Origin of the sequence: Metabacillus litoralis, assembly GCF_007994985.1 — a bacterium.
GTDB classification, from domain to species: Bacteria; Bacillota; Bacilli; order Bacillales; family Bacillaceae; genus Metabacillus; species Metabacillus litoralis.
In genome coordinates this window covers 457,019-482,884 of sequence record NZ_VOQF01000003.1, presented here as the reverse complement: position 1 = coordinate 482,884, position 25,866 = coordinate 457,019, and the positions used below count along the sequence as shown (strand labels likewise).

Annotated in this window: 28 protein-coding genes; 23 read left to right on the top strand and 5 right to left on the bottom strand. The window is 32.4% G+C overall.

Annotated elements, in window-relative coordinates; genetic code table 11:
* The first annotated feature begins 161 nt into the window (after positions 1–161).
* Positions 162–407, top strand: coding sequence for a YkuS family protein (locus FS935_RS07320; RefSeq protein ID WP_146947031.1), 246 nt, complete (start codon positions 162–164; stop codon positions 405–407).
* Between the two features lie 64 nt (positions 408–471).
* On the opposite strand, the gene FS935_RS07315 is transcribed toward FS935_RS07320, so the two are convergent.
* Complete coding sequence (locus FS935_RS07315; RefSeq protein WP_146947029.1) at positions 472–1,308, bottom strand: mechanosensitive ion channel family protein; 837 nt, start codon at positions 1,306–1,308, stop codon at positions 472–474.
* 558 nt (positions 1,309–1,866) lie between these two features.
* On the opposite strand from FS935_RS07315, the gene FS935_RS07310 reads away from it, so the two are divergent.
* The 10 genes from FS935_RS07310 (at position 1,867) to FS935_RS07265 (ending at position 8,429) form a co-directional block, all read left to right on the top strand.
* Positions 1,867–2,409, top strand: a complete 543-nt coding sequence (locus FS935_RS07310; protein WP_146947027.1) for a peroxiredoxin — start codon at positions 1,867–1,869, stop codon at positions 2,407–2,409.
* Positions 2,410–2,498: 89 nt separating this feature from the next.
* The gene (locus tag FS935_RS07305) at positions 2,499–2,954 is read left to right on the top strand and encodes a redoxin domain-containing protein (protein WP_146947025.1); all 456 of its coding nucleotides are present in this window, start codon (positions 2,499–2,501) and stop codon (positions 2,952–2,954) included.
* A gap of 311 nt (positions 2,955–3,265) precedes the next feature.
* A complete protein-coding gene (locus FS935_RS07300; RefSeq protein WP_146947023.1) occupies positions 3,266–3,859 on the top strand; it encodes a molybdenum cofactor guanylyltransferase in 594 nt (197 codons plus the stop codon).
* A 43-nt stretch (positions 3,860–3,902) separates the two neighbouring features.
* The gene (locus FS935_RS07295) at positions 3,903–5,183 is read left to right on the top strand and encodes a molybdopterin molybdotransferase MoeA (RefSeq protein ID WP_146947021.1); all 1,281 of its coding nucleotides are present in this window, start codon (positions 3,903–3,905) and stop codon (positions 5,181–5,183) included.
* Positions 5,162–5,674, top strand: a complete 513-nt coding sequence (gene mobB / locus FS935_RS07290; protein ID WP_146947019.1) for a molybdopterin-guanine dinucleotide biosynthesis protein B — start codon at positions 5,162–5,164, stop codon at positions 5,672–5,674. Before FS935_RS07295 ends, mobB begins: the two co-directional genes overlap by 22 nt.
* Entirely contained in the window at positions 5,667–6,134 is a 468-nt protein-coding gene (locus tag FS935_RS07285) for a molybdenum cofactor biosynthesis protein MoaE (RefSeq protein WP_146947017.1), read from the top strand. The genes mobB and FS935_RS07285 overlap by 8 nt, the downstream gene beginning before the upstream one ends.
* Positions 6,131–6,364: a molybdopterin converting factor subunit 1 gene (moaD, locus tag FS935_RS07280; RefSeq protein ID WP_146947015.1), complete on the top strand. Its 234-nt coding sequence runs from the start codon at positions 6,131–6,133 to the stop codon at positions 6,362–6,364. The genes FS935_RS07285 and moaD overlap by 4 nt, the downstream gene beginning before the upstream one ends.
* Before the next feature lies 1 nt (position 6,365).
* Positions 6,366–7,124: a molybdate ABC transporter substrate-binding protein gene (gene modA / locus FS935_RS07275; protein WP_158638554.1), complete on the top strand. Its 759-nt coding sequence runs from the start codon at positions 6,366–6,368 to the stop codon at positions 7,122–7,124.
* A gap of 2 nt (positions 7,125–7,126) precedes the next feature.
* On the top strand, positions 7,127–7,792 hold the full coding sequence (gene modB, locus FS935_RS07270) for a molybdate ABC transporter permease subunit (protein WP_146947011.1): 666 nt from the start codon (positions 7,127–7,129) through the stop codon (positions 7,790–7,792).
* Positions 7,793–8,225: 433 nt separating this feature from the next.
* Positions 8,226–8,429: a cold-shock protein gene (locus FS935_RS07265; RefSeq protein ID WP_146947009.1), complete on the top strand. Its 204-nt coding sequence runs from the start codon at positions 8,226–8,228 to the stop codon at positions 8,427–8,429.
* Between the two features lie 151 nt (positions 8,430–8,580).
* Here the strand turns inward: FS935_RS07265 and FS935_RS07260 are convergent, their stop codons facing one another.
* The gene (locus FS935_RS07260) at positions 8,581–8,760 is read right to left on the bottom strand and encodes an H-type small acid-soluble spore protein (RefSeq protein ID WP_146947007.1); all 180 of its coding nucleotides are present in this window, start codon (positions 8,758–8,760) and stop codon (positions 8,581–8,583) included.
* Positions 8,761–9,276: 516 nt separating this feature from the next.
* Here FS935_RS07260 and FS935_RS07255 point away from each other — a divergent pair.
* Positions 9,277–10,392 carry a phosphatidylglycerol lysyltransferase domain-containing protein gene (locus FS935_RS07255; RefSeq protein WP_146947005.1) on the top strand — a complete coding sequence of 372 codons (1,116 nt, stop codon included), beginning with the start codon at positions 9,277–9,279 and terminating at the stop codon, positions 10,390–10,392.
* Between the two features lie 148 nt (positions 10,393–10,540).
* On the opposite strand, the gene FS935_RS07250 is transcribed toward FS935_RS07255, so the two are convergent.
* Entirely contained in the window at positions 10,541–10,828 is a 288-nt protein-coding gene (locus FS935_RS07250; protein ID WP_146947003.1) for a DUF6509 family protein, read from the bottom strand.
* Between the two features lie 247 nt (positions 10,829–11,075).
* Here FS935_RS07250 and FS935_RS07245 point away from each other — a divergent pair, with 247 nt between their 5' ends.
* The 7 genes from FS935_RS07245 to FS935_RS07215 all read left to right on the top strand — a co-directional run bounded on the left by FS935_RS07245 (position 11,076) and on the right by FS935_RS07215 (position 19,842).
* Entirely contained in the window at positions 11,076–11,579 is a 504-nt protein-coding gene (locus FS935_RS07245; protein WP_146947001.1) for a metallophosphoesterase family protein, read from the top strand.
* 99 nt (positions 11,580–11,678) lie between these two features.
* Positions 11,679–13,181 (top strand): glycine betaine uptake BCCT transporter, encoded by a 1,503-nt coding sequence (locus tag FS935_RS07240; protein ID WP_146946999.1) that lies wholly within the window; start codon positions 11,679–11,681, stop codon positions 13,179–13,181.
* 463 nt (positions 13,182–13,644) lie between these two features.
* Positions 13,645–14,913, top strand: coding sequence for an ammonium transporter (locus FS935_RS07235; protein WP_146946997.1), 1,269 nt, complete (start codon positions 13,645–13,647; stop codon positions 14,911–14,913).
* 54 nt (positions 14,914–14,967) lie between these two features.
* On the top strand, positions 14,968–15,957 hold the full coding sequence (locus tag FS935_RS07230) for a DUF294 nucleotidyltransferase-like domain-containing protein (protein WP_146946995.1): 990 nt from the start codon (positions 14,968–14,970) through the stop codon (positions 15,955–15,957).
* Positions 15,954–16,649 (top strand): exonuclease domain-containing protein, encoded by a 696-nt coding sequence (locus FS935_RS07225; protein ID WP_146947106.1) that lies wholly within the window; start codon positions 15,954–15,956, stop codon positions 16,647–16,649. Before FS935_RS07230 ends, FS935_RS07225 begins: the two co-directional genes overlap by 4 nt.
* 476 nt (positions 16,650–17,125) lie before the next feature.
* On the top strand, positions 17,126–19,132 hold the full coding sequence (locus tag FS935_RS07220; RefSeq protein ID WP_146946993.1) for a methyl-accepting chemotaxis protein: 2,007 nt from the start codon (positions 17,126–17,128) through the stop codon (positions 19,130–19,132).
* A 164-nt stretch (positions 19,133–19,296) separates the two neighbouring features.
* On the top strand, positions 19,297–19,842 hold the full coding sequence (locus tag FS935_RS07215) for a hypothetical protein (protein ID WP_146946991.1): 546 nt from the start codon (positions 19,297–19,299) through the stop codon (positions 19,840–19,842).
* A gap of 166 nt (positions 19,843–20,008) precedes the next feature.
* Here the strand turns inward: FS935_RS07215 and FS935_RS07210 are convergent, their stop codons facing one another.
* Positions 20,009–21,013 (bottom strand): NADP-dependent oxidoreductase, encoded by a 1,005-nt coding sequence (locus FS935_RS07210; protein WP_146946989.1) that lies wholly within the window; start codon positions 21,011–21,013, stop codon positions 20,009–20,011.
* 271 nt (positions 21,014–21,284) lie between these two features.
* On the opposite strand from FS935_RS07210, the gene FS935_RS07205 reads away from it, so the two are divergent.
* From FS935_RS07205 to FS935_RS07195, 3 genes are all read left to right on the top strand, one after another.
* Positions 21,285–23,042: an ABC transporter ATP-binding protein gene (locus FS935_RS07205; RefSeq protein ID WP_146946987.1), complete on the top strand. Its 1,758-nt coding sequence runs from the start codon at positions 21,285–21,287 to the stop codon at positions 23,040–23,042.
* Positions 23,043–23,057: 15 nt separating this feature from the next.
* Complete coding sequence (locus tag FS935_RS07200; RefSeq protein ID WP_146946985.1) at positions 23,058–23,573, top strand: hypothetical protein; 516 nt, start codon at positions 23,058–23,060, stop codon at positions 23,571–23,573.
* 174 nt (positions 23,574–23,747) lie between these two features.
* Complete coding sequence (locus FS935_RS07195) at positions 23,748–24,242, top strand: cupin domain-containing protein (RefSeq protein WP_158638553.1); 495 nt, start codon at positions 23,748–23,750, stop codon at positions 24,240–24,242.
* A gap of 121 nt (positions 24,243–24,363) precedes the next feature.
* On the opposite strand, the gene mscL is transcribed toward FS935_RS07195, so the two are convergent.
* Positions 24,364–24,741 (bottom strand): large-conductance mechanosensitive channel protein MscL, encoded by a 378-nt coding sequence (mscL, locus tag FS935_RS07190; RefSeq protein WP_146946981.1) that lies wholly within the window; start codon positions 24,739–24,741, stop codon positions 24,364–24,366.
* Between the two features lie 358 nt (positions 24,742–25,099).
* Between mscL and FS935_RS07185 the strand changes: the two genes are divergently transcribed.
* Positions 25,100–25,672: a GrpB family protein gene (locus FS935_RS07185; protein ID WP_146946979.1), complete on the top strand. Its 573-nt coding sequence runs from the start codon at positions 25,100–25,102 to the stop codon at positions 25,670–25,672.
* Positions 25,673–25,866: the final 194 nt, after the last annotated feature.

Sequence of the window (25,866 nt, the reverse complement as noted above, 5' to 3'; positions counted from 1 at the left end):
GGTGTTGATTTTTAGTATTTTGTTTATTGGAGTGGTATGTATGAGAATATGCAAAAAGCGAATGCCTGTACCGGAAATCAACAACAATGTTAAACAGAGACAATAATTAAAGTATATTTTATCTGCCCCTGTACACAATACATATAGGAGGTGGATGAATAATGCCAAAAATCGGTGTCGAACAATCGTTATCAGATGTAACAGCTGCTTTACAAGAAAAAGGCTACGATGTTGTCCAGTTAAATAACGAAAGTGATGCAAAAGGTTGCGATTGCTGTGTCATTACAGGACAAGATCAAAATGTAATGGGTATTACGAATGCAGTAACAGCAGGATCTGTTATTCAAGCAAGTGGTTTATCTGCTAACGAAGTATGCGAGCAAGTTGAAAACAGAATTAATCGCTAATTATCTAAGCAAAAAAGAGCACAAATTGTGCTCTTTTTTTAATGTTTGATTTTTAACTATATTTTTACTCAGATTTCTTTTCGATGTAAACTTGATGTGGAAAAGGAATTTCAATTCCATTAGCATCAAATGCTTCTTTCATAGCTTTACGAAGCTTACGTTCTACTGCCCATTGTTGCATATTTTCAGTTTTCGCAAGAACTCTTATGACAACATCAGAGGACCCTAAAGCTTGAACACCTAAAACATTTGGCCCGTCAACAATATTTTCGTCTTCAGCTGCAATTTGATCACACACATTTTGCAATATAGCAATGGCCTTATCGATATTGTCGTCATAGGATATACCAATATCAACAAGTGCTCTCATATTCCCACGAGAATGATTGCTTACATTCGTAATTTCTCTATTAGGCACATAATGAAGTGTACCATCGAAGCCACGTATTTGAGTTGTACGTAAACCGACCTGCTCGACTATTCCATCAAATCCTGCTACTGTTACATAATCTCCAACGTCAATTTGTTTTTCAAGAAGGAGGAAAAAACCAGTTACAACATCACTAACAAGTCCTTGTGCTCCAAACCCGATTGCTAGTCCTATAACACCAGCACCAGCTAATAAAGCAGTGGCATCATATTCAAAAACTTGAAACACCATGACGACAAAAATGAAAATTAACACATAAGAAAATACATTTAAAGTAAGACTTTGTAAAGTTAATGATCTCCCAGGAGAAATATTATCTCTCTGTTGGATTCGATCAAACATTTTCTTAATAACCTTATTCCCAACTGCTTTCACAATTAAAAAGACGATGATGATTCCAATTAATTTTAAAATGATAATACCTGCGCTGGTCATAAGAGCTGACCAATTAATGTTTTCTAAAAACTCCATTTCATAACATCCTTTCTCGACATAGAGAGTCTTTTCCTTAAGTACGTAATTAAGCTCTTATTACGCTCTAGATTTTGAAAGAAAAGAACAAAATATTTATACCCATCTTACACAATGTTAAACATATTTTGTACAAAAATGAAGGATTTTAGCTTAAATTGTTAAAAAACGTTTTTTTTAGTAGGCTCTTTTCTGAAAGATTGTTGCTATGTAATCAAAATATGCAGTATAAAAAGTGTATTTTCGTATCTAGAGCTACCTTTTTATGAAGAAAAGCTGCCACTAGACTTAATCTTAATACTGTGCTAATTTCTTTGGGATTTTAAAGCAACAATGTTTGCGAAAACAGCCTTATCTTTATAGTGAGTGTTTATTATGAATGAATTTGTAATAAATAGTAAATATTATGATGTGAATCTTATGTTTATCATTGATATCATATTTCTCAACATTTATTATAATTTTATAGTGTTTTTTTAATAACGAGTACATATGGTTCAGTAATTAAGTCTTAATTAATCCTAGTTATTAGAAATTAAAAATTGGAGGAATAAATTTATGGCAGAACGAATGGTCGGTAAACAAGCTCCTAGATTTGAAATGGAAGCAGTTTTAGCAAATGAAGAATTTGGTAAAGTAAGTTTAGAAGAGAATATGAAAAATGACAAATGGACAGTTCTTTTTTTCTATCCAATGGATTTCACATTTGTATGTCCTACAGAAATTACTGCTCTTTCTGATCGGTATGAAGAATTTGATGATTTAGATGCAGAGGTTATTGGTGTATCAACAGATACAATACACACTCATTTAGCTTGGATTAAAACTGATCGCAAAGATAATGGACTTGGTGATTTACATTATCCACTTGCTGCTGATACCAATCACAGTGTATCACGTGAATATGGAGTTTTAATAGAAGAAGAAGGAATAGCTCTTCGTGGATTATTTATTATAAATCCAGAAGGAGAACTACAATATTCAGTTATAAATCATAACAATATAGGTCGTGATGTTGATGAAACATTACGTGTATTACAAGCACTTCAAACAGGTGGACTTTGTCCAGCAAACTGGAAGCCTGGTCAAACTACACTCTAATTTTGAAGGGAAACTAGCTTATCTAAATGAAGTTTACAGGATATTGTTCAGAGCCTTTTAAAATAATTACTTTAAGGAGGTCTTAGTAAATGAAACTTCGCGAGCAAATGCCAGAGTTATCAGGAGCAACAGAATGGTTAAATAGTGAAGTAACAAAGGAACAGTTGGTAGGTGAAAAACCAACTCTTTTCCACTTTTGGTCGATTAGTTGTCATTTGTGTAAGGAAGCAATGCCTCAAGTAAATGAGTTCCGCGATCAATATCGTGATAAATTAAATGTTATTGCTGTACATATGCCTCGTTCAGAAGATGATTTAAACATTGATGAAATTAAGAGGGTTGCAGCTGAACACGATATTAGTCAAAGCATTTTTGTAGATAGTGAACATAAACTTACAGATGCTTTTGAAAACCAATATGTACCTGCTTATTATGTATTTGATAAAGAAGGAAGACTTCGTCATTTTCAAGCTGGTGGAAGTGGAATGAAGATGCTTGAAAAGCGCGTGAATCGTGTGCTTTCAGAGCTTGAAAATTCTGAATGATTTTATGTTTTTAAGTTCTTTTTTGAAAAATTGTTGCTAGTTGACGTCTTCATCTGTTAGAGTCAATGATTTATCGAATAAAGGTATGATTTTAGAAGAGTAGATGCTAATAGACTTTATATTCCCTTTCTAAAAACAACAAAGTTAACGAAAACAGCTTTTTTTAAATAGGTTCACGTGAAAAGTCAGTTACATTTAGTTGTAACTGGCTTTTTTAGTGGGAAAATCCTTATCGCTATTTTTTTGTACGAGAGGATAGTAGAATAGAAAATAAAGAACTAATTTTAAATGATAAGTTAGGAGTAGCGAAAATGTATAATACATTAGGAGTCCTTCTGGCTGGTGGTGAATCAAGAAGATTTGGTCAACCTAAAGCATTTGCGACATATAAAAAACAATATTTTTGGGAAATCTCTTATCAAGCTATAAAGAAAGTAACAGATACGAATATTATTATAAGTCAATCAGCATATATTGATCGATTTACAAGGGAAAATAGTGTTAGTGTATATGAGGATGAATCGCCTTATAAAGGTAAAGGACCACTCGCAGGGATTTATACAGCAATGAAGAAGGAACAAGCTGAGTGGTATATTGTTTTATCATGTGATATTCCTCAGATAACGTCGAAGACTTTGGAAAATTTGTTAAAGTTCAGAAGTAATCATATTCAGGCTATAATTCCTAAAATTTCTGGAAGGATCCAACCATTAGTAGGTGTTTATCACTCTTCAATTTTTCCAGAAATTGAAAACCAACTATTAACAAATCAATTGAAATTAACCAATTTATTAGATTTAATTGATGTTTGCTATGTAAATGAACAAGATTTAATGATAAATCAAGAAGTTTTTAGTAATATAAACACACAAAGTGATTATCATAAGCTTTTAAATAACGATTAAATATATTGCATAGAGTGGAGCTTTTATAGATAGGAGTGATTATATGTTAGAAAAGAGAAAACCATTACCAGTAAAGCTGGCTATAGAGGAAGTGATGAAATACTCGACAATTGGTGAATGTGAGAAAATATCCATTCATGATAGTATAGATAGATTTTTAGCAGAAGATTTAGTTGCTGATCATCCTGTGCCACCTTTTGACAGATCACCATATGATGGTTTTGCTATACGTTCTAAAGATACTAAATTAGCAAGTGCAGAAAACCCTGTGGAACTTGAGGTCATCGATGAAATTGGAGCTGGTAGTGTTAGTGAACATTCACTAAGTGAAAATCAAGCAGTGAGAATTATGACTGGAGCTCAAATGCCAAGTGGAAGTGATGCAGTTGTTATGCTTGAGCTATCAAAGGTAATAAATAAATCTGGTACAACATACATGACGTTGAAAAGATCTTTTAAAGAAGGTGATAATGTTTCTTTTAGAGGAGAGGATACTCAGGAGGGTAGTGTCTTGGTGAAAAAAGGAACAAAAATAACACCAGGAATTATAGCCCTTCTAGCTACCTTTGGCTATGAGTTGGTTACTGTCTCAAAGAAACCAAAAGTCGGTATTATTGCCACAGGTAGTGAGTTGTTAGATGTTGGAGAGCAACTAGCTCCTGGGAAAATTAGAAATAGTAATTCATATATGGTCGAGGCTCAAGTAAAAAGAAGCGGGGCTGAACCATTATACTTAGGAAAGTTACCGGATGATTTAGAATCATGTTTTCAAGCCGTTAAACATTCATTAGATAAAGTGGATTATCTGATCACTACCGGTGGAGTATCTGTTGGCGATTTTGACTATTTACCTGAAATCTATAAAAAGTTAGGTGCTAATGTTCTATTTAATAAAATAGCTATGAGACCTGGAAGTGTGACAACAGTTGCTGAAATTGATGGTAAATTATTATTTGGACTCTCAGGTAACCCATCAGCATGTTATGTTGGATTTGAACTTTTAGTGCGTCCAATTGTTCGCCACTTTTTAAGATCCAAACGTCCTCATCTTCAAATGGTAAAAGCAGAATTAGAAAAAGATTTCTTAAAACCAAACCCATTTACTAGATTTGTAAGAGGTAAGCTTGAATTTAGTGATGGTAAAGTAAAGGCATCACCAGTAGGATTGGATAAATCTAATGTTGTTACATCTCTTGCAGAAGCAGATTCTCTTATTACTTTGCCTGGTGGGACCAGGGGATATCAAGCAGGTGATAAAGTTGATGTGTTGCTTATTGACGACCAAACTGGAAGTGATAAACCTTGGGCAGAGTCCTTCAAGTAGTAGGATATCAAAATAGTGGAAAAACAACATTTGTTGTTGATTATATAGAGGAATCTGTTAAATTTAACCTTAAAGTTGGGACAATAAAGCATCATGGACACAAAACACCGCTACTGAACTATGATGAACAAAAAGATACGGGTAAGCATAGAAGGGCAGGAGCGAGTGTTTCTCTAGTAGAAGGAAATGGTACGATTATGTTAACCTCTAATAATCTACATTTATCTTTGTCCCAATTGATAGCTATTTATAAGTCCTTTGAGCTTGATGTAATTGTTATCGAAGGGTATAAGCTTGAATCTTTTCCAAAGGTTGTATTATTACGATCTGAAGATGATCTACCTATGCTACAGAAGATAGATAATATATACTGTCTTGTTGCTAGCTTTACTCTTCCAAAATCATTGACGAATCATTATAAAGTGTTTACAAACCAAAAAGATTGTATAACATGGTTACTAACGAAAAAAGCAGGTGAAACAATTGAATAATCCATTGTTTGAGATTGTTGATAAGCCAATCTCTGTTGAGGAAATAGCAAATAAAGTAATTAGGAATGAAGCAGGAGCAGTTACTACATTTATAGGTACTGTAAGGGAATTCACTCATGGTAAACGAACTTTATCATTAGAATATCAAGCTTACACAAAAATGGCAGTGAAAATGCTTGAACAAATTGGAAAAGAGATAAATGAAAGATGGGAGATGTCAAAAGTAGCGATTTCCCATCGTGTAGGAAAATTAGAAATAAGTGAAATTGCGGTTGTCATTGCAGTTTCTACACCACATCGAAAAGATGCATATGAAGCAAATGAATATGCGATTGAAAGGATTAAACAAATTGTACCGATCTGGAAGAAAGAGATTTGGGAGGATGGACAAGAGTGGATAGGTGACCAGCTTGAAAAAACACCTTATCCAAACGGAACTCCTTTGGAGGGAAAAGAATGATTAAAGTATTATTATTTGCTCATCTGCAAGAAAAAGTAGGAAGTGAAATGATTGTGATTGAAAAAGATTCAATTTCAGTTATTGAGATAAAGGAATACGTTAGTGAGAAATTCAATTTAGGTTCTTTAGAGCATGTAATGGTTGCTGTTAATGAAGACTATGCTCTTGATGAGGATAATGTTTCGTCAGGAGATGTTGTGGCATTTATTCCACCAGTAAGCGGTGGATAAATTGAAGGTTTTTACTCTTTTAATTTTGCTATCAATATTATCTGGTTGTACTGCATCACAAAATGAAACCACCAAAACTGAACTAACAGTATCAGCTGCAGTTAGTTTAAAGGAAGCAATGGAAGAAGTTGTGCTTCTTTTTGAAGAAACAAATAATATCGATATACAATTGAACTTAGCTTCCTCAGGGACTTTAAGCAAGCAGATTGAACAAGGTGCACCAGTGGATGTGTTTCTCTCTGCTAATAATGAGGAATTTGATAAATTAGTTAAAAATAAAAAAGTTAGAGAAAACTCAGTTGTTCATTTATTGAAAAATAAGCTAGTGGTTATATCATCTTCTAGTTCTGAAATTGATTCATTAGCCGAATCAATGAAATCAGAAACTTTTGCGATAGGATTACCTGAAACTGTCCCTGCTGGTTTGTATGCAAAAGAAGCTTTAATAAATCTTGGAAAATGGGAATCAATTGAAGGAAATATCATATACGCAAAAGATGTAAGACAAGTGTTATCTTATGTTGAGACAGGCAATGTACAAGCAGGAATAGTGTATAAAACAGATGCTTTTATTACAGATAAGGTGAACGAAATTTTTACTTTTGATGATTTCCTGCATTCCCCTATTATCTATCCTGTTGGTGTCACAGAATCAACAAAAGAAATCAATGCTGCTTTGGAGTTTAGTGATTTTTTGCAAACAGAGGAAGCATTGGGTGTTTTTAAAAAGCATGGATTTGATATGATGAATGAGGAGTAAATATGATAAACGATTTTTGGGATCCTATTCTTTTATCAATAAAAATAGCTAGTATTGCAAGTATTATTGTGATGGTAATAGGTACTGTAATAGGGAACTATATGGCTAAAAATGTATTTAAAGGTAAAATGCTTCTTGAGACATTGCTCATTTTACCTTTAGTTTTGCCTCCTTCTGTAATAGGGTTTATCTTAATTATAATTTTTGGGACGAATAGTCCTATTGGTCAAATGATTGAATCTATATTTAATAGTACAGTCATTTTTACTTGGTGGGCAGGATTAATTGCTGCAATAGTTGTATCCTTCCCACTTATGTATCAAATGACAAAAGCAGGTTTTAAGCATATAGATATAAATATAGAAGAAGCAGCAAGAGTAGATGGAGCTAATGAAATAGCAGTGTTTTTTAAAATAACATTACCTCTTTCGTTAAATTACATAATATCAGGTTTTGTTTTAAGTTTTACTAGATCTTTAGGTGAGTTTGGTGCGACATTAATGTTTGCTGGAAATATACCAGGTAAAACACAGACTGTTTCAACTGCTATATTTGTTGCAATTGATAGTGGTAAGATGGGTCTTGCTTGGCTATGGGTATTGTCTATTATTATTATTTCTTTTAGCTTATTATTGTTTATTCAGCGAATCAACGATCCAGGGAAATAATCTGAAGGTAAGTATTTTACAGAAAAAGGATTCTAATGTTGACTTTTGTAAACTTTTTCTATATAGTTGTAATTAGTGCTTATTTAATAGAACTTTTTAATAGTGCTTTGTGAATGATGGAAATGTAGGTTTAACATATAATTTTATGTCATAACAGATTCGTTCAATCAATTCACACTGGCGCGGTCTTGGAGCCGTAAGGACGAGAGAGAGGTAGGGCTTTCGTTGTTTTGGGCTTTGCAATTTCAATAATATAATTATAAATGAAGTAGAATATAAATGATTAACACAAGTTTTTATTTTCTATTAAAGGATATGGAGCTATATAATTCACATATTATAAAGAGTATCTACTCCGTATCTTGATATTCTCTATATTATGTGAATTTTTTAAATGCAGTAACATATTAAAAAATCTTTGGAGGTTTCATTTATGAAAACGACAGGTACTATAAAATGGTTTAACTCAGAAAAAGGTTTCGGATTTATCGAAGTTGCAGAAGGAAACGATGTATTTGTTCATTTCAGCGCTATTTCAGGTGACGGTTTTAAAACGTTAGAAGAAGGTCAAAAAGTTTCCTTCAACATTGTTGAAGGAAACCGTGGCCCTCAAGCAGAAGACGTTGTAAAATTATAATAAGCATACAAAAGACTGACTATATGATGTATAGTTAGTCTTTTTTAATAAAATACAACAAATGGAAAAGTTTTTCATAAATCAAGTGTGATTAGATATTAATTTAATCAAGGAAATAGTGTAATCTATCTTAGTTTACAGCTAATATATTTTAACTTTCTATTAAATTAGCTACTGGGACGCTTTGTTCTGCCTGTGGATTGTTTATTGGGAAAATCCTTGCTGTTTCTTGTATCTCGTTTACTGATTGTATGTATATAGATTCTCCCCCATATTGAACATTTACCATTTCTCCCATTTGGGCAATTTCCTTTGCTCTATAAACATTCATAATTTATTTCTCCTTTCGTTATACGCATATTATTGGTATATTAGGATACAGCTTTCAAGTTGTGAATTATTATTCAAACTACTGACTCATTCATAAGATATCCATTTTACATCGAATTATCCATATTATATTTTAATAAGAGGTAACAATCTTTCAGAAAAGAGCCTTAGATAAAGGTTATGAATCGTATTAATCCTATGGGAGAAGTGTGATGAAGAAGAAAACACTTTTTTGAAAAAAGTGGTAGGTGGGCTCGGTTAATTTTTACTCCTAGGAAAATGATGGCCTATTTTTTACAGGGAATGTATATGGCTGTAACGGAACTCTACTACAAAGTTTCTTTATGAAAAAACATGTCAATGATAAATCTTTTTTTAAAGGTATAAACTGTGAAGTTTTGTTCAAATTATTCAAATATAGAACTAAAATAGTTAAATCTACTAATTAAAAACTATACTCTAGAACTATATATTGTGTTATCTTTTATAGAGGGAAAATAAGGAGGGATATAGATTATTGTTAAATGCAATTATTTTCTTATTTTTATTTGTATTAATTTTATTCACCTTAATAACCTATTTGTATTTGTATAAACAAGAAGATGAAAACAGTTTCAATGTTTCTTTTGTATTATGGTTATTAAAAAGATTTGGAGGAAACACTTTATCACATCTTACGTTTCTTCAGGATAAACAATTATTTATCACTAATAATAAATCAGTACTTCTTTCATATAGACAAAAAGGAAGCCGCCTTTATGTTTTAGGAGATCCTATTGGTTCAGAAAACAAACTTAAAGATGGACTTGATGAATTTTTATTATTTGCTAAAACAGAAGGGAAAACTCCGGTATTTTATCAAGTAACTGAAAAGTTTTTATCTACATTTACAGAAAAAGGATACAAACTTTTTAAAATAGGTGAAGAAGCAAAAGTAAGTTTAGAGCAATTTACCATTGAAGGAAAGAAATCAGGCAAATTTAGAACAACTCTAAATAAATTTAATCGCGAGGGATATCACTTTGAAGTGGTTTCTCCACCATTTAGTAAAGAGTTGCTGCAAGAATTAAGAATGGTTTCTGATGAATGGCTTAATGGAAGGAAGGAGAAGAGTTTTTCGGTTAGTTCTTTTTCAGAAGAATATATTTCTCTTTTTCCTGTATCTTTATTAAGAGACACAAACAAAAGGCTAATCGCATTCGCGAGTCTTCCTTCAAACTATCAAGAAAACGCTACTTTAAGCATTGATCTTATGAGGTATACAAATGATAGCCCTGCTGGTGCAATGGATATGGTTTTTATTTCAACGTTTATATGGGCAAAAAATTCAGGTTACTCTTCATGTAGTCTTGGTTTATCGCCTTTATCAAATGTAGGAGTAGAAGAAAATGCATCATTAAAGGAGAAAATAGCTCGTTATGCCTTTTTAAATGGGTGTAGGTTTTATAATTTCAAAGGATTAAGAAATTATAAAGCGAAGTTTGCGACAGAGTGGAGTCCAAGATATATAGCATATAAAAGAGTTTCATTTATATATGTAATACTACAAATTATCTCAATTGTAAAACAAGAACCTAATTCAAAAAGATTATTCTTATCGAGAAAATTTTTTAATCAGAAAAAAGCTGTTTAAGATATTATGCTTTTAGGTGAAAAGGGATGCTGCTATTCTTTATTTTTGTGGTGTATTTCACTTTTAGTAAGGTCTTGAAAACAATCTTAATAAAAAAACCAGAGGGCATGTATGGAATTAGCCTCTGGTTTTTGTTTTTTTTTTAGAATTAATTTCTATCTACAAGTTGCTGACAGATTTCCTTAATTTCCGTTTCTTCTTCTTCTTCAAGAGCGAAATCTAAATAGCGATCCGTTACTTTTTCGGTAAAATCATATTGAACGATTTTTGTTTGATTTTCGTCAATAACATATATAAGTTTTAGTACAACCCCGTGTTCACTATATAATTCATCATCCTCGTCTAACTCTAACGTTAGGAAGATTTCGTAACGATCACCTGTTAAAATGCCGAATGGATCTTGTAACTTTTCGATTTTTGATTCAATAACATTCATCTCTTATTCCTCTTTTCTTTGTCGCATTTTTTTAAATGGCTATTTTAAAGCCAGAAGTTAGTTAATTTTCTAGTGTGTGATTCCTTTCTATTCGAGAATTGGAATTCAGCTATCAAGCATTAACAAAGAATACATAAAACGTTTTGCTTTATTATGTAATTGCTTTTAATAAATAGTGGTTTTATCACTAGAGGCACTCATATTATATCTGTTTGTAGTTAATAATCCAAATATAATGGAGGTTATTATGAAAATAATTGTTTTAGGTGATACTCATATTCCAAAAAGAGCTAAAAAAATACCTAATATAGTTAAAGAAGAATGTGAAAATGCTGATTTAATCATTCATGTCGGAGATTGGCAAACAATAGAAGTATATAAAGATTTGAAAGGTATTGGGGAAGTTGAAGGTGTATACGGTAATGTAGATAGCTCTGATTTAGTAGAAATGCTTCCAAGTAAGAAAATTATCTCAATAAGTGAAAAGCGAATTGGTATTATTCATGGTCATGGAAAATCTAAGACAACTGAAAAAAGAGTTTTATCTGCATTCGATGGAAATCAAGTTGATTGTATTTTATTTGGTCACTCTCACATTCCTATTCATAAATACATAAATAATACCCTTCTATTTAACCCTGGTTCAGCAACTGATAAAAGGAAACAGGAATATTGTTCATATGGAATTCTTACTATTACAGATGAAATAAAAGCGGAGCATGTTTTCTTTCAGAAAGAATCTTTTGTTTAGATTCTAAGGATTTAGCATAAACTTCACTTTCTTTAAGCACACTAATTTCATGTGAATTGTTCGATTTATTAATTATTCGTTTAAAGAGGAGCAAGGTATATGAAAAAGGTCTCGAAGGTTTTTTGGATTTCGATCGTGCTTGCTACACTTTTTGTTGGGTGGGGGGTAATAGCGCCTAATCGGTTAGAAGTTGTTATGAATAAAGCGAATGTGTTCTTTTTAAGTAATTTTGGTTGGTTTTATCAATTAGCAGCAACGTTTTTCTTGTTGTTTGCCATTTTCCTTATATTTAGTAAGTATGGGAAAATAAAATTGGGAGCTGATCATGATGAACCGGAATTTAAACGTTCAACTTGGTTTGCGATGCTATTTAGTGCAGGTATGGGAATTGGTTTATTGTTCTTTGGTGTATCTGAACCTGTTTCTCACTTTGCAAATCCACCTATAGGGGAAGGTGGAACTGGTGAAGCAGCAAAGATTGCTTTACGCTATACTTATTTGCATTGGGGTTTTCATGCATGGGCAATATATGCTGTAATAGCACTTGTGTTAGCGTATTATAAGTTTAGAAAACAGCTACCAGGATTAATGAGTATTACATTAACACCATTATTAGGTTCAAGAGCATCTGGAGCTATAGGGACTGTAGTGGATGTTATTGCTGTTTTTGCAACTATCTTTGGAGTGGCAGCTTCACTAGGACTCGGTGCTGCACAAATTAATAGTGGTTTAAGTTATATTTCTAATATACCAAATAATTTCACTGTCCAATTAATTATTATTTCTGTAGTTACAGTTTTATTTATTATTTCAGCAAGCACAGGTATTCAAAAGGGGATAAGGTATTTAAGTAATGCAAATATGATATTGGCTGTTGTTTTATTAATTGTTTTTCTATTTATCGGTCCGACGGGTTTTCTATTAGATTTATTTACAACAACATTAGGAAGTTATATACAAAACTTACCGAGTATGGGCTTGAGGCTTGCTCCTTTCAATGAAGATAAAGCATCCTGGATACAAGGGTGGACAATTTTTTATTGGGCATGGTGGATCGCTTGGGCACCTTTTGTTGGAACATTTATCGCACGTGTTTCAAAAGGAAGAACTGTAAGGGAATTTATGATTGCGGTGTTAGTCATTCCTACATTAGTTTGTGCATTTTGGTTTGCTGTGTTCGGTGGGACAGGCATTTACTTTGAATTTTTTGAAGGACTTAACGTAAGTGAACAAAGTCTCGAGACTGTCTTGTTCTTTGTATACCAACAGCTACCGTTAACAGGTTTATTAATTATTGTTACTCTCATGCTAATAACGACTTTCTTTGTGACTTCAGCGGATTCAGCCACTTTTGTTTTAGGGATGCAAACAGCTCATGGAAGTTTAAATCCACCATTGTTCGTTAAAGTGGTTTGGGGTATCTATCTATCTGCATCTGCAATAGTTTTAATGCTTTCTGGAGGACTTGGTGCCATGCAGACAGCAATAATAGTCAGTGCGTTTCCGTTAACCTTTGTATTAATAGCTATGAGTTTTTCAATCTTAAAAGATTTTAATGAAGAAATAAAAGTGAAGAAGCTAAAATCTAACACATCTAAATAATACAACATAGCTTTTTTAGTAAATAGTGGAGTTGGTTGATTCCTTTGGTAAGAGGATAGAGGATGCAGCAACCCAAAATAAATTTACAGACCAAATCATACAAATGGATTTGGTCTGTTTTTATTTTGGGCTCTGTAAAACTTTTTGTTGAATTACAAGTATTCGCTTTCAAGTAGTTCTTTTGTTTGATTTGCTTATGTTTATTTTAATTACTATTTTGAGATTTTTCTCATAAACAAGGCTATATTTCGTAAAACGGTATCTTTTTACTTGTGAATGAACGTACTCTAAATAAAGGTTTATCAGGTTTTTATCATTGTTTGTCAGGAAATCTAACACAGAATTATCAGAAACTTATAAAAACGGGTTGACACTTTATAAATTTCGTATAGAATAGTACTTAAGAACAAGATGTTATGTTTTCTAACACCAAAAGTCATATAACTTACGAGGGGGAAATGAAATGGAAGATACTTTATTTTTAATGAACAGTCTCTGGATCATGTTAAGTGCAATCTTAGTTATTTTTATGTTAGGTGGATTTATTTTACTTGAAGCTGGATCAACTAGAATGAAAAATGCTGGTCATATTGCTGGTAAAACAATTTTCACTGTTGGTCTTGCATCATTAGTTTACTGGGCAGTAGGTTATGCCTTCACTTTTGGAGGAAATGGTAACTTTTTCGTTGGATTAACAGATTTCTTTTACTCAGGAGAGCAAGCAGAAGGAGCTAGCTTTTCAACAGCAGTATTCTTCGTTTTCCAATGTGCCTTCGCAGGAATTGCTATTACAATCGCTTTAGGTGGATTTGCAGAACGTGCTAAACTTTCGGTGTATCTAGTATTTACGGTATTATTCTCAGCTCTTATTTATCCAGTTATCGCACATTGGATTTGGGGTGGTGGATGGTTAGCGGAACATGGTAAACAAGATTTCGCTGGCTCAACAGTTGTTCATTTAACAGGAGCAATGGCAGCATTTGCTGCAACTATCCTTCTAAAACCACGTATTGGAAAATATAATAAAGATGGCTCAGCTAACAATATTCAAGGTCATAACCAAGTGTTTACAGCTTTAGGAGTTTTAATATTATGGGTTGGTTGGTTTGGATTTAATGCTGGTAGTACGGTAGCAGTTGATGATGGATTCTTCGGATTTGTTGCTTTAAACACAAACTTAGCAGCAGGTGCAGGAGCGGTAGCAGCACTTATAATTTCTTGGATGGTATTAGGTAAGTCGGATATTCCAACAATGCTAAATGGTGCTTTAGCAGGACTTGTAGCAATCACAGCATCTTGTGCTTTTGTAGATACATGGGCAGCAGTAGTTATTGGGTTTATCGCAGGAATGTTAGTGTTCTATAGTGCTAGATTCTTTGAAAAACGTAAAATTGACGACCCGATCTTTGCTTTATCTGTTCATGGTGTTGCAGGTATTTGGGGAACTTTATCTACAGGTTTCTTTGCAACACCAGAACTTGCAACAGTTGGTAAACCAGGATTATTCTATGGTGGCGGATTTGATCAATTAGGCGTACAATTTATGGGAGTGGCAGTTTCAGGTCTATACGCATTTGTTGTATCATTCGTTATACTTGCTATTGCTAAAAAGGTAATGAATGGACTTCGTGTAACGGAGGAAGAAGAAGTAATGGGCTTAGATATGAGTGAACATGGTAGCTATGGTTATCCAGAAGTATTTGAAGCTAAAAATCAAAATGTTAGCTCATAATCAAATGCATGGTCTAGAACGCTCATTTTGAAAAAATGTGAGGAAGTGTCTTTCATGCAAGATGATTTCGATTCTTATCATTCTCTTAAAAAATATAAAGAGACTTATATTCACCAATATGAGTTAGATACTCAAAAGTTAAACGAATTTCATGATCAAATGATGAGGAGTGCTAGCAAGCTAGCACTCTTTCACCTTGAAAAAGAAATCGGTCAGCCACCTTGTGACTACTCATGGTTTGTTATGGGAAGTGGAGGACGAAATGAACAAGGGCTTATCAGTGATCAAGATCATGGAATTGTATATGAAGAGGATTCTGAACACGCGCTTAATTATTTTAAGAAACTAGGAGATGAGCTTTCCAAAGGTCTCAATGAAATTGGTTATCCTTTTTGTGAAGGAAAGGTTATGAGCTCTAATCCATTATGGTGTAAATCATTAACTGAATGGAAAAAACAACTTATAAAATGGATGGACGATAAAAGTTGGGAATCTATTCGATATTTGCAAATTTTCTATGATTCAAGAAGTATAGTAGGAGAAAATCCTTTAATAACTGATTTAAAGTGTACTATATTTGACTATTTGAATAATAACAAAGAGTTACTGCAACGTTTCATGGATAATATTCAGCATATTAAAAATTCGGTGGGGCCGCTCGGTCAAATATATGTTGAGCCTATTGGGCAATACGAGGGATGTATTGATTTGAAAAAAACAGCTTTCTTACCTTATGTTAATGCAATTAGACTTTTAGCTATAAAAGAAGGTTTAATTGAAACTTCTACATTACGACGAATAAATAAACTATGTGAAATGAATGGTTGCTATAATGAACTTTCACACTATAGAGATAACTTTGATAAACTACTGAAATACAGATCTCTATTATATTCAAATGCAGAAGCATATGATGATGTTCATTACCTGAATGTGAAAAAATTAACTAAACAAGAAAAAAGAGAAATCAAGGATATATTGAGGGATGGGAAGAAGTTGCATCAATTTGTACAAAGGATAATCGATAAAGGGTGTTTTCAATGACATTAGACCCATTTTTCTTCATGAAAGGTAAATTAGGTGCTTCACAAAGTCAGCAACAAGTCGCATATTTGCGACAGTTACAAAGGGAGATGCGTGTTGAAGAAACATTAAATATACCACTTTCTGATTTGAATGTAATTGTTTTTGATATTGAAACAACTGGTTTTTATCCTGATCAAGGAGATCAAATCATATCAATTGGTGCGATTAAAGTAAAAGGTGAAGTAATTAAAGAAGAAGATAGTTTTTATTCACTAGTCAAATATGACAAACCGCTAAAAGATGAAATAACAACGTTGACAGGTTTGACAAATGAGGACTTAAAGGATGCTCCACCTCTATCAGAAGTTTTATTTCAATTTTTTCGATTTGTTGAAGATTATACTCTTGTAGCACATCATGCTAACCATGAAAAGAATTTTCTTCAACAAGCTTCATGGAAACTTTATCGTGCACCTTTTAAACATAGACTTGTAGATATGTCTTTTTTATATCGTATGGCAGAACCTAATGGTAAGCTAATTACTCTTGATGAATGCTGTGAACATAATGATATTCCAATATTCGGAAGGCATCATGCGCTGTATGACGCTAAGTTAACTGCAGAGTTATGGAGAGTTTATGTGAAAAAATTACAAAAACTCGGTTGTGAATCTTTGAATGATCTTTATGAAGAAATCGCAAAAGGGTAAAGAGTTATAATGTTTTATACACATATTTCGCATGTGAAATATGTGTATTTTTTGATCTATAAATTACATAAGAAAAGTAAAATTAAAGACTTTATTCGGAATTCCCCTTAATTTATATAGGTTCTGAAAATTATGAATATAAAATAAGTTATTTTCATTTAGTTTAATAAGTAGTAAAATATGACTAAATAAACACACATCTAATGGATAGGTATATTTTTCCTAAGCTCTTTTCTAAAGGCAGTTTTCACTACACCTTTCTCGCAGGAAACTCACAAATTTTCCTTCAACATCATTTTTTTCATTTCATGTATTACTAAAACAAAAACAACCATTTTACAAAAAAGATTTAAAAAAAACAGTTGTTTATGTAAGTTTTACGAAAATCTACAATTCCTGGTGTTGATCTGCGCAGAAGTATGGGAAGAAAAGCAACTTAAAGGAAAACTAAAGGAACAGAAAAGAGGAAGAAGATCATGAAAATGATTAAGAAGTATTATAGAAGCTTATTAGATTTGAACAAAAGACTAACAATTAGAATGAAGCTAATTATTGCATTTGCGATCGTTTTATTGATTCCGAGTGTATCGATAGGTCTTATTTCATATCAATCTGCAAAATCAGAGATAGAAAAGAGTATGCTCCAAACGGCTAGGGAAAGTGTTCAGTTAATAAACACTTCATTAAATTCCCAATTAGAGCCTATACAAGAAGATATCAACTACTTTGCACAATCAGCTAAAACAGCCAATACGACAATTACGGAAGAAGATAAGAGGAATATAGTAGCAAAATTCAATCAATATATTCAAACAAAGCCTGAGGCACAAACGATTTATATTGGTACAGAGGAAGGTGAGATGATTATCGCACCTTTTACTCAATTACCTGATGACTATGATCCTAAAACTCGTCCTTGGTATGAGTTAGCGATGGATAACAAGGGTGAGGTTATCATAACAGATCCATATATAGATGCTAGCACGAAAGAAACATCTGTAACAGTTGCTAAAACATTAGATGATCGCTCTGGTGTTATTGCAGTTGACATAAATATTGCAGCTTTGAGTCAATTGACGGATCAAGTAAAAGTGGGTAAAGAAGGTTACGTAACAATTATAGATAAAACAGAAACGTATCTTATTCACCCAAGTATCCAAGGGGAAAAAGCATCTGGTGAATGGTTAAAGAAACTCTTTGAAAGTAAAAATGGTTCGATTGATTATACGTTCGAAGGTGCTAAAAAAGAAATGGAATTCACAACAAATGAATTAACGGGATGGAAAATAGCAGGAACCATGTATTCTGATGAAATATCGAATGCCGCTCAAGGAATCTTTATAAAAACATTAACAGTTATTATTTCTTTTCTTCTTATAGGTGGTCTTATTGTCTTTATTATCATACGAACGATTATTCGACCAATTCAATCCCTTGTTACATCAGCTGAACGAATCAGTAATGGAGATTTAACAGAAGACATTGTTGTTACTTCAGGTGATGAAATTGGACAGTTGTCAAAAAGTTTTAAAAAGATGGTTGATAATTTACGATCTGTAATTATTAATTTACAAACTTCGTCTGAACGTGTAAGTGCTTCTTCAGAAGAACTTATTGCAAGTGCTAATCAAACAACAGTAGGAACAAAACAAGTAGCAGAAGCTATTCAACAAGTGGCAAGTGGTGCAGAAAATCAAACGAATAAGATTGAAGCCAATACTTCTGCTTTAGAGGAAGTATTACAGGGGATCTTAAATATTTCTACTAGTTCAACACAAGTATCTGATTTGGCACAAGAAGCTGCGTTAGAAGCAACTGAAGGAGAGAAATATGTAAAAAATAACCTAGAACAAATGAAGTTTATCCATTCATCTGTATTAGAATCTAATAAGGTTATTCAATCTCTCTACCAGCGCTCTAATGAAATTGGAAAAATTCTCGACGCTATATCACAGATTGCTGATCAAACAAATTTATTAGCACTTAATGCAGCAATTGAAGCTGCAAGGGCTGGAGAGCATGGAAAGGGTTTTGCGGTTGTTGCAGATGAAGTTAGAAAATTAGCAGAGCAATCACAAAAATCTGCAGGGCAGATTGCTTTATTGATCTCAAGTGTCCAAGAAGATACGAATAAATCAGTTGAGATTATGAGTAAAGTTTCCAAAAATGCTGAAGAAGGATTAGCGATTTCTACAGAAACATCTGAGAAATTTGGTTTCATCATGAATAGTATGAATCAAATGACACCACAAATTGAAGAGGTGACAGCAACTGTTCAACAAATGTCTGCTGCTGTGCAAGAAGTAAGTGCATCTGCAAATGAGTTAACAGTTATTGCGAAAGATAGTTTAACAACATCAGAAGAAGTAGCAGCAACTACAGAAGAACAATTAGCATCAATGGAAGAGATTAATTCAGCTGCTAAAGCTCTTACAGGAATGGCTGAGGAGTTACAAGCATTAATTGAACAGTTTAAAGTGTAATCTTAGCGAATAAATGAGAAAAGCTAACTGAGTTAAACTATATATTTAACTTAGTTAGCTTTTTCATTTTACGACTTAAAAACTATTTATTCATGTAAACTATTGGTATAATTTACATAGATAACTCTAATGTGTATGACAAAATTCATAAAGAGGGAGGTAACATGAAAAACAAAAAAGTAAATGTTGGAATTGTTTTGTTATTCATAGTAAGTGTATTAACAATAGCAAGTTATAAAGGTTTAGAATATTTTACTTCAACAAAAGCCCATGAAAAAGATTTAGCAAAAGTAACAGAGAAAAGTAATCCAGATAGTATTGATGATGTTTCCACTGAGATAGTAAATGAACCTGCATCAAAAGATGTTGTCGTTTTTTCGACATCTGAATATGAAGATGGTCACGATTTTATAACAGATTTACATGAGTTTTACAATGATACTTTATGCTGGGGGCGCGTTAATACCGCGGATTATAAGAAACAACAGGAAAAAGCGTTACATATTGTTTCAATTTTTAAAGAGATCGAAGTGAAAGATGAAAAGTTATATGAAGATTTTATAAGTATTGAAAATACGGCCAAAAAAATAATAGATTCAGATGATCGTGAAGCGATGATAAAACTTCACCGCTTATTTCATGACTTAGATATCTATTTTAACGGATATTCTGAGGATCATACGTTTGGTGTAACAAGTTATAAAGGTTAAGGATCAATATTTCAGTAACTTTTAACATAGAAAAACGATTGACAATTCATCAATCGTTTTTCTATGTTGTCTTTCTAATGTATTCTTAGCAGCTAACTTATAGTAGAGATAAGATCTCCTATATAAAAAGGGCGATCCAAAAATATTCTAGTATTATAACTGTTTATTATTTTTCTATCTCAGCTACTTTTACTAGTGATTTGCCAATATTAGCTCCTTTGAAAAGGTCTAGGAAAGCATCAATTGTCTTGTCAAACCCAACTGTAATTGTTTCTTCATACTTCAACCTTCCATCTTTTAACCATGTAGCTAATTCTTGAATGCCTTCTTCAAATCGAGAAGAATAGTTTCCAACAGTAAATCCTTGCATTAAAGAACTAGTCTTTATTAAGTGTGTCTGAACTCTGGGACCTATATCTTCAGCTGTATTGTAAGCGGAAATAGCACCACATACCGGAATTCTTGCAAAATTATTTAAAAGAGGAAATATTGCATCAGATATTGTTCCTCCAACATTTTCAAAGTAGACGTCAATACCATCTGGGCATGCTTCTTCAAGTGCAACTCCAACATCCTGCGTATTGTAATTAATAGCTGCATCAAATCCAAAATCATTTAAAAGTAAATTTACTTTATCTTCGGACCCAGCAATTCCAACAACTCGACATCCCTTAATTTTCGCGATTTGACCAACGATGGATCCAACTGCACCAGCTGCACCTGAAACGACAACTGTTTCACCTTCTTTAGGTTTACCGATATCTAATAAACCAAAATAAGCAGTTAAACCAGTCATGCCTAATACGCTTAGGTAAGTTGATTCTGGTGCTATGTTTGTGTTTATTTTGCGTACTGAGTCTTCTTTTATTATGTTATATTCCTGCCATCCTAGTGATCCAAGGACGATATCGTTTTTATCAAATCGATTTGATTTTGATTCGATTACTTGTCCAATAACACCACTTGAAATAACTTCATTTAGTTTAAAAGGAGGGATATATGATTTTGTATCATTCATTCTCCCACGTAAATATGGATCAACAGAGATATAAATCGTTTTTACAAGGATCTCTCCATCAGACGGTGTTCCAATGCTAGTTTCAACAACTTCAAAGTCATTGTGAGTAGGAGTTTCTTTAGGCCTTTTTTTAAGAAGTATTTGTTTTTGCATAGTTCTCACCTTTCACATTAAGATCGTTCATTTCTAATATAACGAATGGATGAAAATAAATAAAATGATAAGACTTTGTGTTTTAGTGATCGTGATAGTAACTAATATGATACAGAGTATAGAAGTATATAACATAAATCTATTTTTGTGAGGGAATTGGTCTAGGGACTATGCATGAAAAAGTCCAATTAATCTACTAGTTAAAAAGGAAGTTGTTTACAGTATGAAATATCTGAAGTAATCTACTAATATAGGAAGTTGGTGTTTGAAAATGACCTTCATAAGAACCATTCTTTTATATTTTATGGAATATAAATTACTGTTCTTTACTTTTTTAATAAGTATTTTCATTGAGGTTGCTTATTTGATGATAGCACCTTTGAGCTTACAATATTTAATAGATGAAGCATTCATTCCGAGGGATTATCGAATATTCACAATAATATTATGTATGTTAATTGTAGGGGGATTAGTAAATTTTCTTGCCATTACATTTGGAGATTATTCGCTTGGGAAACTAAGTGGAGTTGTCATCCGTATGATTAGAACTGATTTGTTTCTTCATATTCAAAAGCAATCATTACCTTTTTATCAGAGGTATAAAATTGGTGATATTGTCACGCGTTTTCATACTGATTTGGGATCAATGGAAAGGGTCATACGTACAATATTCCCTTATTTTTTAAAGGAAATAGTAAGTATCCCAATTGGATTGATAATCTTATTTTCTATTGAGTGGAAACTGACCTTAGCTATGCTTGTTGGATCAACACTTTTATTTATAGGACCAAAAATTTTGCAAAACAAAGCAGCAAATAGTAACAAATACTTTAAAGAATCACAAGAAAAATTCTCTAATACGATAGATGAGATGATTAAAGGTTACAAAACAATTAAAAGCTTTCATTTACAGAATACGTTTTCTGAAAGAGGAAGTAAACAAATTCATGATCTATATTCTACAGGTTTTAATTTACATATGATTAACTCTTTAATGGAAAGATTACCGCTTACTGCATTAATGCTTTTAAATGGAATTATGCTAGGTTTTGGTGGTTATCTGATCTTTAATAGTTCTATTACAATTGGAGAATTTGTTGCCTTCTTTACTTTGTTTATGATTGTGGGTCAGTCAGTATTGAATTTATCTGTTCTAGTTCCTAATTTAATCGATTCATCTGTTAGTTTTAAAAGGGTACAGGAGATATTTGATTATAAAAACAGTTTATATAACTCGGTTAAAGGAATAGATATTCCTTCTATTGTGTCATCAATTCGGATGAATAAGGTAAGTTTTGGATATACAAATAAATCCGATCAATTGCATGAAGTTAGTTTAAATATACCATTAGGTAGCTATATTGCCTTTGTAGGACCAAGTGGATCTGGTAAAAGCACTGCGTTGCAATTATTAGCCCGATTTTACGATCCGAAGGAGGGTTCAGTTTTTTTTGATGATAATGATATACGAGACATTAATGAAGGTTCTTTAAGAAAGCTTACAACATTAGTAACACAAGATACCTTTCTATTTAATACATCAATAAAAGATAATCTGTTGTTAGACAACTTAGACGCAACTGAGTCTGATATGATTGAAATAGCAAAATTAGTAAATATTCATGATGATATCATGAGCTGGCCAGATGGATATAACACTGTAGTTCATCATGAAGGAGGCTCTTTATCAGGTGGAGAGCGTCAAAGATTAGCAATTGCTAGAGCATTACTTAGAAAGTCTAAGGTATTATTACTTGATGAGGTAACAGCTGCTTTAGATCCTCCGACAGAGGCCGACATTATTACATTGATAGAACAGATACGTAAGTATAAAACAATTATTTCTGTATCTCATCGATTAAAATCAGTCATAAACGCTGATCTCATTTATGTTTTTAAAGAAGGGAAAATTTTTGAGTTTGGATCCCATCACGAACTCTTAAAGATAAATGGTTATTATCATTACATGTGGGAAAAGCAGAATGGAATCGTTACCGATGAAGAAGATTTAAACTTATATATGAACTGAAGAGGGGAGTACATTATGTCTACTTTTTTTAAACGATGTTCCACAGACGATGATTTTGCTAAAGTGAGTTTATTCATATTGGAAAGAAAACATGATATTCATCAAGCTTATACAACGATGGATATTGTTGAACTAGTATACTCTTATGTAACTGAAGGTCACATCCTACAGGCAATAGATGAAAGTAATCAAATAATGGGTGCAGCAGCTTATTATCACGGAACAACCGAAAAAAAATTTACAGATAAAGAAGTCGCATTTGTAGACATCGCAATTTTTGATCGTGAACATCGTGGGACAAGACTTTTTTTAAATGGGTTACGTTTTATGGTTGAACACATCATGAATGAGCATCCTGATGTTGAGGAATTAAGATTAGCAGCTTTATCTGAAAATTCATACCTATGCAGGTTGTATTCTAAATTCACAACTTTCACTTATTCCCGTGAAAGTACTTTAGGGGAAGAAATTGTCTTTTGTGGTAAAATAAACAAAATTTCGACTATTCTAAACAAGTTGAGTAAGGTATAATGAACTAGTAAGATTTACACTAAAAATTGTAAAGGAGGAATGAAAAATGATACCACCAAAACCAAGCTTTAAAGAAACAAAAGGAACCGGATTTGGAAAAATCGTAAAGATCAATGATTCTTTAAGAGCAACAGCTAAGTAATGGATTTAGAATTCCGTACTTGCAAGTTTGAAATGGACAATAAAGCCTATTTAAAGTTTTTGTTGGAAAATCATAATGACTTGAATCTAACATACCCGTTTTCTATGAGTCTAAGTTTCATTAGTAGCCCATTAATTTTAGGTAAGGGACTTTTAATCATAAATGATGACCCATATCAAATTATTGGAGTAACTGGGTTTGTTTATGGAACAAGTGCTAATGATTATGAGGATAAGCATATTTGTCAAGTAGAGATTGTCTTTCTTAAAAAGGAATATCGCTGTACTTCATTGTTTTTAAAAGGGTTACAAGCACTAATCAAGGAAGTTAAGCATAGTAATCCTGATGTCGAACAGATTCAGTTTTGGTCATCGGTAAACAACCAAGAACTTGAGAGCTTATTCTCAAAATTAAGTGAGTTACCTCATTCAACAAAAACAATAGTAAATAGCTTGGCTTTATATACCGTATTGTTTAAAGAATTAGAATTTTTCTGTAATCGATTTAAATTTGTCTCAAGAATTTAAGCGAGAGAAAGACTGTTTGAATAGACAGTCTTTTTATTATGTCTTTACTTCTTCAAAATTTTATTATTTTCCTCATTTATTATAAGAAGAATAGTAAGAAATTCCAATTTGTAAGATGATTTCAATCTCGCTTTTCTTTCAATAAATCTCGTATTTCTTCTAATAATAGTTCACTATTTGTTTTGGTTTGCCCTATAGGTTTATCATGATCGATTTTCCGTAATTTATAAAAAAGTTGAACAAAGAAAAAGATACTATACGTGATGATGATAAAATCTAAAACAGTTTGCAAAAATGATCCGTATTGTATGGATGAGTCCTTAAAAGTAAATGAAAATTCTTTTAAATTAATACCCCCAAGAAGAATGCCTATGATTGGCATAACTAAGTCATCGACTAATGAGGTAACAATTTTACCGAATGCTGTCCCGATGATGACACCAACTGCTAAATCAACAACATTCCCTCTTACTGCAAAACGAAGAAATTGCTTGAACATTGTTACCTCTCCAATCTTATCTATGATTTAGACTTCTACCTCAATTCCCTAATATGGAACCATTTCTACATGCTGTTTTCGTAACATTAATGTATAAAGTCTAGTGGTACCTTATATTCTTCAGCTCAATTAAATCTGTTGGTGGATGTAGTTACTGGCATTCTCTTTACCGGTTAAAAGTGATCCTTAATGGTGAGACTTAATACCAGCAAAGTTTAGAGTGTAATGTTAATATACAAACATTAATGATTCTGTTTTACTAAATTATATAAAAATCCACTGAATAAAACTTGTCATTTGAAAGGTTCTTTAATTTAGTTGTATTCAATGGGGACACGTTTAGAAGGAGAAGATTAATATGAAGGTTAATTTATCTGAATATGATCCAAACTGGACACTTACTTTTCAGAAGGAAGAAAAAAAATTACATAGTATCCTAAATGATTTAGATCATGTTATTGAACATATAGGAAGCACGTCTATAGAAGGTCTATCAGCAAAGCCGATTATTGATATAATGATCGGATTGAAGGATGAAACATTATTAGATATTGCAGCAGAAAAATTAGCTGTTAAGCCATATATATATGTATCAACTTATAATAAAGAAATACCTTTTCGACGTTTTTTTATTGGTGTAAAAAATACTAGTATAAAAAATTATCCTACTATTATGACAGAAGATAATATTGTTGAAGTTCAACATGAAAATAGAAAATCACATATACATGTTGTCCCATTGCATAGTAATTGGTGGAATGATCATATCCTATTTAGAGATTATTTGAGAGTGTCTCGTACGGAGCGGTTACAATACGAACAGCTCAAAAAAGAACTTTCAGTTAGAAATTGGAACAATGGTAACGAATATGCCAGTGCAAAATCAGATTGTATAATGGAGATCTTAGAAAGGGCTCGTAGTGATAAATAAGCCTATTTTTGTAAACATTGTGTTTTTAGAACTTGATTTTACTTTGGAAAAATACTAAGTTAAATGATCATAAAATTTATTCATACAAAGGTCTTAGTTACTTCATAAATAAGAGGGGGGAATATACTTCTAAAGTTGTGAATATTGTAAATCTTATCACATTTATGGAAAATTATTTCGAATACCGATATATT

Excerpts from the sequence above, each read along its gene's own strand:
- FS935_RS07205 (WP_146946987.1), top strand. The coding sequence starts at position 21,285 with ATGACCTTCATAAGAACCATTCTTTTATATTTTATGGAATATAAATTA.
- FS935_RS07250 (WP_146947003.1), bottom strand. The coding sequence starts at position 10,828 with ATGAATGTTATTGAATCAAAAATCGAAAAGTTACAAGATCCATTCGGC.
- FS935_RS07235 (WP_146946997.1), top strand. The coding sequence starts at position 13,645 with ATGGAAGATACTTTATTTTTAATGAACAGTCTCTGGATCATGTTAAGT.
- FS935_RS07315 (WP_146947029.1), bottom strand. The coding sequence starts at position 1,308 with ATGGAGTTTTTAGAAAACATTAATTGGTCAGCTCTTATGACCAGCGCA.
- FS935_RS07245 (WP_146947001.1), top strand. The coding sequence starts at position 11,076 with ATGAAAATAATTGTTTTAGGTGATACTCATATTCCAAAAAGAGCTAAA.
- FS935_RS07310 (WP_146947027.1), top strand. The coding sequence starts at position 1,867 with ATGGCAGAACGAATGGTCGGTAAACAAGCTCCTAGATTTGAAATGGAA.
- FS935_RS07200 (WP_146946985.1), top strand. The coding sequence starts at position 23,058 with ATGTCTACTTTTTTTAAACGATGTTCCACAGACGATGATTTTGCTAAA.
- FS935_RS07215 (WP_146946991.1), top strand. The coding sequence starts at position 19,297 with ATGAAAAACAAAAAAGTAAATGTTGGAATTGTTTTGTTATTCATAGTA.
- FS935_RS07265 (WP_146947009.1), top strand. The coding sequence starts at position 8,226 with ATGAAAACGACAGGTACTATAAAATGGTTTAACTCAGAAAAAGGTTTC.
- FS935_RS07260 (WP_146947007.1), bottom strand. The coding sequence starts at position 8,760 with ATGAATGTTTATAGAGCAAAGGAAATTGCCCAAATGGGAGAAATGGTA.
- FS935_RS07210 (WP_146946989.1), bottom strand. The coding sequence starts at position 21,013 with ATGCAAAAACAAATACTTCTTAAAAAAAGGCCTAAAGAAACTCCTACT.
- FS935_RS07300 (WP_146947023.1), top strand. The coding sequence starts at position 3,266 with ATGTATAATACATTAGGAGTCCTTCTGGCTGGTGGTGAATCAAGAAGA.
- FS935_RS07305 (WP_146947025.1), top strand. The coding sequence starts at position 2,499 with ATGAAACTTCGCGAGCAAATGCCAGAGTTATCAGGAGCAACAGAATGG.
- FS935_RS07185 (WP_146946979.1), top strand. The coding sequence starts at position 25,100 with ATGAAGGTTAATTTATCTGAATATGATCCAAACTGGACACTTACTTTT.
- moaD (WP_146947015.1), top strand. The coding sequence starts at position 6,131 with ATGATTAAAGTATTATTATTTGCTCATCTGCAAGAAAAAGTAGGAAGT.
- FS935_RS07230 (WP_146946995.1), top strand. The coding sequence starts at position 14,968 with ATGCAAGATGATTTCGATTCTTATCATTCTCTTAAAAAATATAAAGAG.
- FS935_RS07225 (WP_146947106.1), top strand. The coding sequence starts at position 15,954 with ATGACATTAGACCCATTTTTCTTCATGAAAGGTAAATTAGGTGCTTCA.
- FS935_RS07295 (WP_146947021.1), top strand. The coding sequence starts at position 3,903 with ATGTTAGAAAAGAGAAAACCATTACCAGTAAAGCTGGCTATAGAGGAA.
- modB (WP_146947011.1), top strand. The coding sequence starts at position 7,127 with ATGATAAACGATTTTTGGGATCCTATTCTTTTATCAATAAAAATAGCT.
- FS935_RS07195 (WP_158638553.1), top strand. The coding sequence starts at position 23,748 with ATGGACAATAAAGCCTATTTAAAGTTTTTGTTGGAAAATCATAATGAC.
- FS935_RS07240 (WP_146946999.1), top strand. The coding sequence starts at position 11,679 with ATGAAAAAGGTCTCGAAGGTTTTTTGGATTTCGATCGTGCTTGCTACA.
- FS935_RS07220 (WP_146946993.1), top strand. The coding sequence starts at position 17,126 with ATGAAAATGATTAAGAAGTATTATAGAAGCTTATTAGATTTGAACAAA.
- FS935_RS07320 (WP_146947031.1), top strand. The coding sequence starts at position 162 with ATGCCAAAAATCGGTGTCGAACAATCGTTATCAGATGTAACAGCTGCT.
- mscL (WP_146946981.1), bottom strand. The coding sequence starts at position 24,741 with ATGTTCAAGCAATTTCTTCGTTTTGCAGTAAGAGGGAATGTTGTTGAT.